We start from the raw sequence: 12,403 nt of genomic DNA, 5'->3' as shown, positions 1-12,403 counted from the left end.
TTGCTTAAAGAGAAGAGGCATTCCGCTTGATGAACTTGATGAATTTTTATAACAAATAGAACGTTGCTCTGTAAACTTTTGAACTTAGTGATTTTGGTAGTGCAGTAAGGGAATCAGGAATAAAGCAATTAGATGGGATTAGAAAAATCGCTAAGTTTAGACGTATTCTCTATTAATAGAGAACATCCAATATAAAAGAGGTTACTAAAGAGGTTACTAATGAGTATTCAAGAAAAAATTCGGAAACAAATAAAAAATAATCCTATTGTTTTGTATATGAAAGGAACCCCTGATTTTCCTCAGTGCGGATTCTCAGGACATGTAGTTCATATTTTACGTCAATGCGGTGAGGTCAACTTTACGAGCTTTAACGTTTTAGAGTTGACTGAGCTTCGTCAAGGAATTAAAGACTTTTCCAACTGGCCTACAATTCCCCAACTCTATATTAAGGGTAACTTTATTGGTGGAAGCGACATTGTTAGCGAGCTATTCGAGAGCGGAGAGTTAAAAAAATTGCTAGAAGATTTGTAGCTGTCATTCAAAATCCCATAAATCTTTTCCCTTTATGATGAAGGATGGGTTGTTTCTCAGGTAGAAAATTCTTTTGTATTTAGTGAGTTCTTCCTGTTGTGTGTCTGATCTTGTATGGCTCTGATCAAAATCAGACAAGTGCTTATCAATTTCGCTAATATAAGTTCCAGCAACCTTTTGATAATTATTTTTTTTTCTAAACATAAGCTCTGCTAGAATATGATGCTTGATTAAGATAGTAGTAGTCGCATCATCTAAGATGAATAAATAAAATCTTTATGAACAGTTTATCACTAATTCTGAAAGGATTCAATTTTCCAGAATTGTTTACAATAAACGGGCTTAAAAAGCTAGATTCTGCTTTTCTAACTTTTTTGAAAAAAAAAGATAAAGTTTTGTACGCACAGTTTCTTAGATATCGAGAAAAAGAGCCTTTGCAACCAAAAGCGATTAGTGAATTAATCATTGCCTGTGGAACTGTTTTGGAAACCTTTATTGCCGACCTCTTTTCGATTGAGAAGCCAGCCAACCATTTACGTTTCATAACCTTACAAGAAAACGCCATTTTCGATTTCAAAAAATTTTATGTTTTGCGTCAAGCACGTCGTCTAGTGCTTAAAAAGGTAGATTTAATAGAAAATTTTTCGCTATTAGATCAATGGCTAACCAATCAATTGAAAATAAGCAGATTAAATAGAATTGATCGAGAATTAGCCATTGCTTGCTGGGGACAGCGCCTATTAGAAGCGCCAGAAGTCAATTCAGAATTTATTAAAAAGCTTAGCTTATGGTGCGTTGCCGCTATGACTCAATCGGAAGGACAAAAAGCGGTAAAAGGATGGGTAAGCTTTCATTTGCCAAAACATTTAAATTACGAAAATTTAGTGAAAACGGTCGCTGTTCCTGGAGATCCAGTAAGGCGTTTAGAAGGCCCTTCCGAATCACGTCGCTATTATCGAGATGGTTTTACTTTAACTGATCCTCGTATGAAACGACGCGAAGCGATGGACCATGTTCATTATTGTGTTTATTGTCATAGAAATGATAGTGATTTTTGTTCTAAGGGGTTTCCTGTAAAAAAAGGTGATCCTAATCAAACACTAAAAATTAATCCTTTAGGTGAAATATTAACAGGATGTCCTTTAGATGAAAAAATTTCTGAAATGCATATTTTAAAAAATAAAGGTTATGCAATTGCTGCTCTAGCTACTGTTATGATCGATAATCCGATGTGTCCTGCGACAGGACATCGTATTTGCAATGATTGCATGAAAGCTTGCATTTACCAAAAACAAGATCCGGTCAACATTCCTCAGACTGAAACACGAATTTTGACAGATGTACTGGAATTACCATGGGGAGCGGAGATTTACGATTTGCTCACACGTTGGAACCCTCTGCGACGAGAACAATACCTACCTAAGGCTTATAATGGGAAAAAGATCTTAATTATGGGGATGGGTCCTGCTGGATTTACATTGGCACATTTTCTTTTGATGGAAGGTTTTGCCGTTGTAGGAACCGACGGTTTGAAAATTGAACCATTACCTCACGAACTTATTACCGAACCTATTCGAAACTATGCGGATTTACAAGAACGATTAGATAATCGGGTAATGTCTGGTTTTGGAGGAGTCGCTGAATACGGAATTACTGTACGTTGGGATAAGAATTTCTTAAAGCTAATTTATATCAGCTTATTAAGACGTCCTTATTTTCAAGTATTTGGTAGCATTCGTTTTGGTGGTACCCTACTAGTTGAAGACGTGTGGCGTTTGGGTTTAGATCATTTATCAATAGCCGTAGGTGCCGGGCTATCTCGCGCATTACAAATTCCACACAGCTTAGCTCCTGGTATGCGTCAAGCCAATGATTTTCTAATGGCGCTTCAATTAACAGGTGCTGCTAAATCCTCAAGTTTGGCCAATTTACAAGTGCGTTTGCCTGCAGTAGTGATTGGAGGTGGATTAACAGCTATTGACACGGCAACTGAGGTTCAAGCGTATTACATTACTCAAGTAGAAAAAATAATCCAACGATATAAAAAGCTTAGTGAATATTTTGGTGAAACATCATTAAGATCTCGCTTTGACAAAATTTCTTTAGAAATTTTAGATGAATTCCTCAATCATGGAAGAGCAGTGAGTGAGGAACGTCGAAAAGCAAAAGAAGAAAATCGGCCAGTTGATTTCATAAGACTTATTCATGAATGGGGTGGGGTAACTATAGTCTATCACCGGACTATGCGAGAATCTCCCGCCTACAAACGTAACCATGAGGAAATAATAAAGGCTTTAGAGGAAGGCATTTATTATATCGAATGTTTAGAATTAAAAACCGTAAAAGTAGATGCCAACGGTTGGGTAACAGCTTTGGTATGTCGGTGGCGTGTTATGGATGAAAATGGGGTTTGGATGTTGACGGACAAAGATCATACTTTACCAGCTCGTTCTATTTTCGTGGCGACTGGAGCCAGACCCAATATAGCATACACTTATGAACATAAAAATACTTTTTCTTGCGAAGGATCTAATTATCAAAGGTTTGAGTTAAAAAATAACAAATTAAAAGAAATTAATAAAGAAGGTCACTGTAAGATTGAATATTTTGGACCTTTCACGAGTTACGAAGCAGATGGTCATCTTGTAAGTTTCTTAGGCGATACACATCCTATTTTCCACGGAAGTGTTGTAAAAGCTATTGCTTCTGCTAAGCGAGCCTATCCTAAAATTGTCAAAGCACTCGAACATAAGCGTCAGTGTGATGGGGATGGAATTACATATGAGAAATTCCGTGCCAAAATATCTGCCCTTTTTGAAATGAGGGTGATAGCAGTTCGACGACATTCATCTGAAATTGTGGAATGCCAAATTAGAGCACCAATAGCAGCCCGTAATTTCCGAGTGGGTCAATTTTATCGATTACAAAATTTCGAATGGTTATCACCGCTCATTGGGGACACACGTTTGCAAACCGAAGCCCTAGCGATGATGAGCGTGAATCGAGATTCTGATCCGGATGTAGTGAGCTTTATGGTTTTGGAACGTGGTGCTAGCTCCAGGTTGGTAGCTACCTTAAAACCCGGGCAGCCGATTTCCATTATGGGGCCGACAGGTTGTTATAGCAAAATCCCTCAAGAAGGTCAGAAAAATATAATGATCATTGGTGGATTTCTGGCTGCTTTACATTTGCGCTCTTTAGGGCCTATATTGCGAAAAGCAGGACATCGTGTACTCTATGTGGCCTTAATCGAAAAAGTCAATGAGCTTTACTGTCGTAAAGAATTAGAAGCAGTAAGCGATGTTATTTTATGGTTAACTAAAGGGGGTGAGATAATCAGGTCTCAACGTTCACAAGATAGAGCTGCTCAAGGAGAGCTTATTTCTGTTTTACATCGCTATGCAAAACAGATGCCCCCCATTCCGTTACAAGCGATTGATTATGTTTATGTTATTGGTTCGACTCATCTTTTACGACGAGTTCAAAAGGGACGAGAGGGTATATTGCAGCAATATTTTAAACCGGAGGCAGAATTTATTGCTTCGGCCTATGGTCCGATGCAATGTATGATGAAAGGAGTGTGTGCTCAATGTCTGCAATGGCAAATCAACCCCGATACTGGACAGAGGACAAAAGCTGTTTATGCTTGTTCTTGGCAACATCAACCTATGGAATTGATAGATATTAAAAATATTGAAGAGCGTTTATCTCAGAATCGAACTCAAGAAATTTTATCTGATTTATGGTTAGACTATCTGTTTGCGACAGAAAAAATTGAACGGGTATGAAAAACTCACTATAATTCATTCTTATCACGATAAAGCTACGTGGATAGAGAACTAACGAATATATAGGAGAATTTTATATGGAAGCAGAGCAAATTAAAGATATACTAATCCTAAGTTAGATTCGGATAAATAGTGTCTTCATTATTATTAACTCCCGAACTTAATCAGAGTATTACGCGCATTTCTGCTTTACTTACAGAGGCAAATGCTGTTTTAGTTGCACATTATTACACACCTCCTGAAACGCAACTTTTAGCGGATAGCACAGGAGGTTTTGTTGGTGATTCCTTGGCCATGGCTCAATTTGGGATGGTCCATTCTGCTTCTACGTTGGTTGTTGCCGGTGTACGTTTTATGGGTGAAAGCGCAAAAATATTGAGCCCGGAAAAACGAATTTTAATGCTTACTCAAGAAGCTACCTGTTCGCTTGATCTTTCATGCCCCATCGATGAATTTTCTCGATTTTGTGATAATTATTCTGATCGAGTGGTAGTAGTCTATTGTAATACCTCAGCAGCAGTGAAAGCACGAGCAGACTGGATAGTAACTTCTTCAAATGCATTGGCCATTATTAGTGCTCTTGATCAAGAGGGTAAAAAGATTTTATGGGCTCCTGATCGTTATCTTGGAAGTTACATTCAAAAGAAAACGGATGCTGACTTAATTTTATGGAATGGAGCTTGCGTTGTACACGAGGAATTCAAAGGGGAAGCTTTATTGGCTTTACGAAAAGAATACCCGAGAGCAGCAGTTTTAGCACATCCTGAATCACCTGCTTCCGTTATTGAACAAGCAGATATAGTTGGTTCTACCTCACGGTTATTGAAAGCATCACGAGAGTTACCTAATTCCACTTTTATTGTGGTAACTGACCATGGCATTTTTTATAAAATGCAGCAGCAGTCACCCCATAAAACTTTTATTGCAGCACCTACTGCCGGACAAGGAGCAACTTGTCGCAGTTGCGGACACTGTCCTTGGATGGCTATGAACACGTTATTAGATTTAGAGCAGTCTTTACTCACCGGCAACAATGAAATCGTACTCGATGCCGAAATTATAGCTAAAGCTAAAGTGCCGCTTCGGAGAATGCTGGATTTTAGTTATCATTACCGAAAATCGAAAGAGATAAATTTTCATGCTGACTCTCCACTATTCTAGCAAAATGTTTTAGTAGCAAGAGGTGTAATGCGTGCTGGTTGTCCGTTATTGGGACGGGAATGAAAAAATTATAATGCAAGCTTAACGTTCTAAAGTTAGAAAGTCTGCTATCACATTTTTTCATGTTGCAATTGGATTAAGCATCGCGGGTGCTATACAAAGAATATAGAGTTAAGATGTGGGAATTATATAATTAAGTGGATTAAATTAAAAGGATGCGAGAGAAATTTATCGAATGGAGTGAATTGCTCGTAAGTTTACTGACAAGAGTTCAGTACGATAGTATACGGTGGTGGTTGATATTGCTTCACCTGTACCGATCGTCAACACAATAAATTTGGTGCGCTTAATTCTGGTCTTTTATTTTAATTAGAGGAATGAAAGTTAATATTTTTTTAAAAAAATTAAAAAGCGTTTTTAAGACCCCAATTGAATATTATTTAACCTACAAGAGCGGTGAAATTTTATTAAATGCTTGGTTAGGTAAATCTATTTCATTCGAACATTCAGGGTTAATTTGTTGCATTCAATGCAGGCGTAAAATTAATAAGAGTTTTCAGCAAGGATTTTGTTTTCCATGTTTTAGGCGTTTAAAAGAATGTAATCTTTGTATTATCCGCCCGGAACGCTGTCTGGTAGAAAAAGGAGGATGTCTTATTGATGATTGGGCACATGCTCATTGTCATCAAAGTCATATAGTTTATTTAGCCAATTCTTCAGGTCTAAAAGTAGGAATTACTCGGGAAACACAGGTGCCTACCCGTTGGATTGATCAAGGTGCTATTCAGGCGATACCGATTTTTCGGACGAAAAATCGGTATCAAGCAGGTATGGTAGAGGTTATCTTAAAATCCTTCATAGCCGATCGTACCGATTGGCGATTGATGTTAAAAAATAATATTGAAGAAATAGATTTAATTTCTGCAAGAGATGCCCTGTTAAAAGAGGCCAACTCTTTTATCTTTAAATTAATAAACCAATTTAAAGAGAAAGATATTTGTAAACTTAAAACGGTGCCGGTTACTCGATTAAGTTACCCTGTGTTGAAATATCCGGATAAAACAAAAGTCCTTTCATTTGAGAAAGCGCCTATTATCAAGGGCTCCCTTTTAGGGATAAAAGGGCAATATCTTATTTTAGACACAGGAGTTATTAATATACGGAAATACGGTGGTTATAATGTCGAATGTATGGTCTTATAAATGAGATATTTAATTCAATTTTTATCTACAGAGTTTAATATTATCGGGATCAGTGGAGTTATTCTAGTTTTATTAGCTTATTGTTTATTACACATGGATAAGCTCAATCAAAGGAGTATTGCTTATTCCTTTTTAAATTTTATGGGTTCAGGGTTCATTTTGGTTTCTTTATATTTTTCTTGGAATTTAGCTTCTGGTATCATAGAAATTTCTTGGCTTTTAATCAGTCTGTTTGGTCTAACTAAAGCAGTTTATTTCCGCAGTGAGATTAAGAATTAATTATTTAATTTAGTCTCTTTGAATCGTTGTAACATAAATTATCCATTCTCCTAAAAGAACAAAAATTAAAATAATTTCAAGAAAAGCAATACGGCCTCTTAGTAGAGACCAAAAAATGCTTTCACTTATCTTGTAAAGCCAATTTTAAGGATTAACAATTGAATTAATTAAATTCTTCTGGCATGAAACTATGAAGTACCTGTAGTGTAAACTTCTTTAAGAGTGATCATTCAGACACCTATTATTATCAAGTATGAATTATTCATGCTAATAAAAATTAAGAAGGCTAACAGTGTATTTATTTAGAGTGCAATAAAAAGAAACTTTTGTTTGAACTCTTTCAATTCTCCTAATTTTTTGGATTGAACATAGCGAACCAAATGGCTACATGAAACAAATGCTACAAACAATATTGTTAGTAAGCATGAAAAAATATTCAATATTTAACGGTATAGACTTTTATCAAGTAATGAAAGTAAAGCAATAATCAGAACAGCAGTAAGAGCCGCCCAGTGGTTAGTAAGATCTTTATAATCTTTTTTTATTAGCTTTCTCTTCTAAATGAAACGGATTTTTCTTTATTTGACAATAAAAAAGTAGTAATTCGCAACATAAGTACTGTGCCTATAAATATTAATTTTCTTTAGCTTAGATAACGAATGATCTTTAGAAAAAGATAATATCATTTCATATGATTAGGTTTCGTATGGTTAGTGGGATTTAAAGATACAACTTTCATATTTTTTAATAATTTCAGGAGTAGCCAATAATATCTTATTTTCTTCCATTTTTTATCTTTGAAATAAGAGGTATATAACTTCATTTTTAAATACAGGCTAAACAATAGGACGTCCCTGAAATAGGGACTTAGTTTGAATTTTTTCAGTCCTATACGCTTTTTTGTTTCAATAAAGGGTTCGTTAAGTTTTACTACATGTCAGCTTAAATATTTCTATAATAGTTTAATTCAATATAAAGAATTTAGAGAGATTGTGAATAAGAGCGATGTTAATTGATTAAGTTTAATTAATAGAAATCTATTTCGTCAACAAAAATTCTTGCTGTGGTCTCTTGCACTGTTAAAATTAATCAATTTATTTATGATAACTTATTTTGATACCATAGAGTGAAAGGAGGAACAGTCGACAATTGCTTTTTTATTTTTCATATTCTTAGATTAGAAAAAGAAAAGAATTAGTCCAGTTAATTAATACTAAAAGCAAATTAAATTGAATAAATAAAGAAAATTAACGAGATTTCTATAGTTAGCGTTTTCAAAGTTTCTCTATAAATAATAAGTCGGTGAATAATTATGATTGTAAATATAATTTTCTGGTAAGTTTCTAAAACTTTTCAAATAAATATATTTTCTTAGCTTAAATGTTATCATGTGGATTTTCATGGCAATAATATTTTCCAACTCTATTAATTATAGATTTTCTTTGATAACTTTGATATCAGATAAAAGTTTTTTATGATCTAATTTAAGATGGATATCTTCTTCGATAACTCATCATTTTCCTAAATATATTATTAAGAAGCACTGTTTAAAAGATCAGTTTTGTAGCTTAAACTCTTCAGAAACTCATTCAACAGAAGTTATTTATAAAATTTGACGACGATTTTAAATTTTTAATACTTATTTTTAAATAAATTTAAACAAAATAGTATTGTAAGAATATCTTAAAAATTAAAGATTGTTTTTTATTTTGTTTTGGTAAAGAAGGAGCTATCTTAAGAAATAAGAATAATGCCAATATATTTTAGTATTTCAAAATTTTCTGTATCAAATCATCTATTATTATATAATAATAACATTGGAAACTGTTAAATCTACTAAAGTACTATGGTGCATGTATAAAACCATTCTCAGAAAAATCCATTTAAAATACCAATTAAAAATACTCTGTATGGAAATACGAGTGGATGATTAAAAAATAAATTGAAATAATAATAGCTATTCATTTTTTCTTTTTTACATTTGTTAAAAGTAGTAATAACCTAATTGAAATCTACTCAAGCTAGAGATTCCCGAAAAGGAGCAATAGAATATACTAAAGTAAGATATCTCATGATGTTTTAAACAAAATCGTCTAGAGTCATCACAAATAGCATTAAAAATATAGAGAATCAATGACAGTTTAAATTTAATAGCTAAATATTTAAATATCAGTGGTTTATATATATGATTTCGATTCTCTTTTTTAAATCTAAAACTTTTCTACCTTACAAAATAATTTTTTGTCAGCTGACACAGAGAATACACTGAGTGCCATCCATTATAAAAATGATATAAATTGTGTATTGGCGATAAAAAGTAATTGTTGTTTAAAATCTCTAAACAGCGCCTAAGCGTAATTTTCTTTAGGAATTGAGTCAGAAATGTGAGGTAAAGCGTGCAAATTAAAATTATAATAAGAAAATTTTTAAAGACACCATAGAGTGTACTCATATAAAATGAACAGTGTAACCGATTTCATAAAGTTTATTATTTTTTACTTACCAATATGAAAATAAAATTTTGAATTATGAGTAAAAAACCAATAATTATTGATAAAACCGTCATTGCCCAAAGTCGATTGTTTAAAATCGAAGAGTTGCATCTACGTTTCTCTAATGGAGAGGAACGTCGTTTTGAGCGTATTTGTGGACGCGGGTGTAATTCCGTAATGATTCTTCCTTTGCTAGACAGCGAAACGATATTGCTAGTTCGGGAGTATAGTACGGGACTAAATGATTATGTGTTAGGTTTTCCGAAAGGCAGTGTTGAAAAAGGAGAAGAACTTTTACTTACAGCTGAGCGTGAGTTAAAAGAAGAAGCGGGATATGGTTCACGTAATATGTCAATTATCTTTTGTTTTAGTACTTCTCCTGGCTATTTAGATTCTATGATGCATATCGTGCTAGCGACAGATCTTTATCCAGAAGCTATCTGTGGTGATGAACCTGAGCCACTGGAAGTTATTCCTTGGAAATTGTCACGAAGAAATGAATTACTTATTCATCCTGAATTTCATGAAGCACGTAGTGTAGCTGCTTTATTTTTATTGGAGCATTATCCAAGTATATCCGATAATTGATAGTGTCATGTAAATTTACTTATTTAATCAACCAAACATGTTAGATTAGAGATTTTTAAATACATTCAATTATCTAAAATAAGATGCAGGTTCAACGAAAGCGCAATATCTTATTATGGTAAGATCAAATCTTTATGCTAATAGAATTTTTTATCAAGAATTACAGTTGTTAATGCTAAAATACCCTCTTGCTAAGAGGTGTTTCTTCTTATGAAACTTACTGTCAGTGGTAATCGAATTGATTATCGACTTATTGAAGTTTATCAGACTATTGTCAATGCGGAATGTGTGACTGTCTTAAAAATGACAATATTCCTTAACAAGATTCATACGCTAAAATAAATAAAGTCAGGTCAGTTTTGTACTCTCCTTGGTTACCTTTTTCATTTACAGCTATTTCCTTCAAAGTTTTTTCAAATCTTTGAGAATATTACTTCCTATCTTCGTTTTGGTGACTCGAATGGATAGCACCCGAAGTCACACAATGTATCTTGGAAGCGGAGGGTAGCATGATGATACTTGAATTAAGTAGTATAACGCCTTGCAATATAATGTTAAATTGTTGTTTATTAATCCCCACTTTGTCCTAGTGGGACGATATCATTAACAGAAATTGGAAATTACTGTATTTTTAGCATAAAGAGGAGATGAAAGTGACAAAGCATGTCAAAGTCATAGTAGTAACCGGTGCTTCTGGACAAATTGGTTATGCTTTATTGTTTCGTTTAGCTTCGGGACAAGCATTTGGTTTGGATACTATGCTCGATTTACATTTACTTGAGATTGAGTCCGCTCTTCCGACGTTAAAAGGTATCGTTATGGAGTTGGAAGATTGTGCTTTTCCTTTATTACGCAATATTGTAGTAACTTCAGATCCTAAGGTTGCTTTTAGCAATGTCAACTGGGCACTCTTAGTAGGTTCAGCACCTCGAAAAGCAGGTATAGAGCGTAAAGATTTATTGGAAAAGAACGGTAAAATTTTTGCTACACATGGGAAAATACTTAATGAGAATGCAGCAAACGACGTTCGTGTTTTCGTTGTAGGTAATCCCTGTAATACCAATTGCTTCATCGCTATGAATCATGCTCCTGACATTCCTAACGATCGTTTTTATGCCATGACAAGACTTGATCAAAATCGGGCTATTAGTCAATTAGCTCTTAAAGCTAGAGTTAAAGTAGTAGCTGTAAAAAATATGATTATTTGGGGTAATCACTCTTCTACTCAGTTCCCAGATTTTTATCATGTCATGATTAATGACAAACCTGCTCTAGACATAATTTGTGATAAAAAGTGGTTAACTGAGGAATTCACTCCTCTGATTCAACAACGTGGTACTGCTATCATAAGAGCTCGAGGTGCCTCCTCAGCCGCTTCAGCGGCTAATGCTGTGATTGATAGTATACAGAGCTTAGTCAATATTACCCCTTTTAATGAAAGCTATTCCATGGCTTTGTGTTCCCAAGGCCAATACGAAGTCGATGAAGGATTGATTTTCTCATTTCCTTGCCGAACAGAAAATGGAGTTGTTAAAGTTATTGAAGGTATTAAACATAATGAATTTGGTCAGAAAAAATTGCAAGCAACCTTGAATGAGCTGCGCGAAGAGTATAATTCTGTAAAAGAATTAGGCCTTGTTTAGCTATTTGTTTTTAAAAACATCCTAATAGCTGCAGAGATCACTTGGAGACACTCGGACTTAAGGTTTCTTATTGTGGCTTGCTTTTTTTATAGTTATGTTTTAGAAAATTTTTGTGAAAATATTTAATCTGATGACAGTATTTTTTGCTGTTATTGATTTTGGTAGTAACAAATAGCTGAATATAGAAAGGATATGGAAGGTCATATCCCGTGATTAGCAATATTGAAAAGGAACTTTACTCCCAGCCACTATATCCGATGTACTGAGAATAACTATAGGAAGGGAATCGCATTCAATCTTGATTAATTATGATGTTTTCGATAGCTAATGGTAAATCTCTTAGAATAATAAGATATAATATCGAATTAGAAGTACTAAGGTATTAAAGTTTAGACAGCGTTTTAACAAAAGCAGAGCATAGGATACTTCCTTCTTTATTGTTTATAACATGGCTAGGTCTTAGATTTTGGCTTATTGTTTCTAACTGGTAATTTTTTGGTATTAGCTTGATATCAGCATTGAATTTGCTTTTCTTTGTTAACCAATAAAAGGACCTAAAATTTTATGGGTTACAAATTTTGTAATAAGCAATTAACTTTATGACAAATAACGCAATAATTTAGAGAAAGGTACGTAAAGTTTTCGAGTGTAATCAATTTATCGTTTTCGCTAATCTGAAGTGAGTTTATTTTCAAAAGTAAAAGATATTGGTAATAAAC

9 protein-coding genes are annotated in these 12,403 nt (G+C 34.0%); 8 read left to right on the top strand and 1 reads right to left on the bottom strand.

All coding sequences use genetic code 11. The features are described 5' to 3' along the window. Positions 1–219 precede the first annotated feature (219 nt). A complete protein-coding gene (gene grxD, locus ONG85_RS03270; protein WP_264435500.1) occupies positions 220–531 on the top strand; it encodes a Grx4 family monothiol glutaredoxin in 312 nt (103 codons plus the stop codon). 3 nt (positions 532–534) lie between these two features. Here the strand turns inward: grxD and ONG85_RS03505 are convergent, their stop codons facing one another. Then, on the bottom strand, positions 535–735 hold the full coding sequence (locus ONG85_RS03505; protein WP_319640521.1) for a CBU_0585 family protein: 201 nt from the start codon (positions 733–735) through the stop codon (positions 535–537). 191 nt (positions 736–926) lie between these two features. Between ONG85_RS03505 and ONG85_RS03265 the strand changes: the two genes are divergently transcribed. The 7 genes from ONG85_RS03265 to ONG85_RS03235 all read left to right on the top strand — a co-directional run bounded on the left by ONG85_RS03265 (position 927) and on the right by ONG85_RS03235 (position 11,684). Further along, positions 927–4,319 carry a pyridine nucleotide-disulfide oxidoreductase gene (locus ONG85_RS03265; RefSeq protein WP_264435498.1) on the top strand — a complete coding sequence of 1,131 codons (3,393 nt, stop codon included), beginning with the start codon at positions 927–929 and terminating at the stop codon, positions 4,317–4,319. Positions 4,320–4,451: 132 nt separating this feature from the next. Further along, on the top strand, positions 4,452–5,480 hold the full coding sequence (gene nadA / locus ONG85_RS03260; protein WP_264435497.1) for a quinolinate synthase NadA: 1,029 nt from the start codon (positions 4,452–4,454) through the stop codon (positions 5,478–5,480). 377 nt (positions 5,481–5,857) lie between these two features. Then, positions 5,858–6,682 (top strand): DUF2797 domain-containing protein, encoded by an 825-nt coding sequence (locus ONG85_RS03255; RefSeq protein WP_264435496.1) that lies wholly within the window; start codon positions 5,858–5,860, stop codon positions 6,680–6,682. Beyond that, complete coding sequence (locus ONG85_RS03250) at positions 6,683–6,961, top strand: CBU_0592 family membrane protein (protein ID WP_264435495.1); 279 nt, start codon at positions 6,683–6,685, stop codon at positions 6,959–6,961. A gap of 2,528 nt (positions 6,962–9,489) precedes the next feature. Beyond that, complete coding sequence (gene nudE, locus ONG85_RS03245) at positions 9,490–10,041, top strand: ADP compounds hydrolase NudE (RefSeq protein WP_264435494.1); 552 nt, start codon at positions 9,490–9,492, stop codon at positions 10,039–10,041. 210 nt (positions 10,042–10,251) lie between these two features. Then, positions 10,252–10,383 (top strand): hypothetical protein, encoded by a 132-nt coding sequence (locus tag ONG85_RS03240; RefSeq protein WP_264435493.1) that lies wholly within the window; start codon positions 10,252–10,254, stop codon positions 10,381–10,383. A 311-nt stretch (positions 10,384–10,694) separates the two neighbouring features. Next, complete coding sequence (locus tag ONG85_RS03235; RefSeq protein ID WP_264435492.1) at positions 10,695–11,684, top strand: malate dehydrogenase; 990 nt, start codon at positions 10,695–10,697, stop codon at positions 11,682–11,684. Positions 11,685–12,403 lie beyond the last annotated feature (719 nt).

Origin of the sequence: Coxiella endosymbiont of Dermacentor marginatus, from assembly GCF_907164955.1 — a bacterium.
In the GTDB taxonomy this organism is placed as follows: domain Bacteria; phylum Pseudomonadota; class Gammaproteobacteria; order Coxiellales; family Coxiellaceae; genus Coxiella.
Note: the sequence above shows the minus strand (reverse complement) of the source record. Positions and strands in the feature narration are given on the sequence as shown.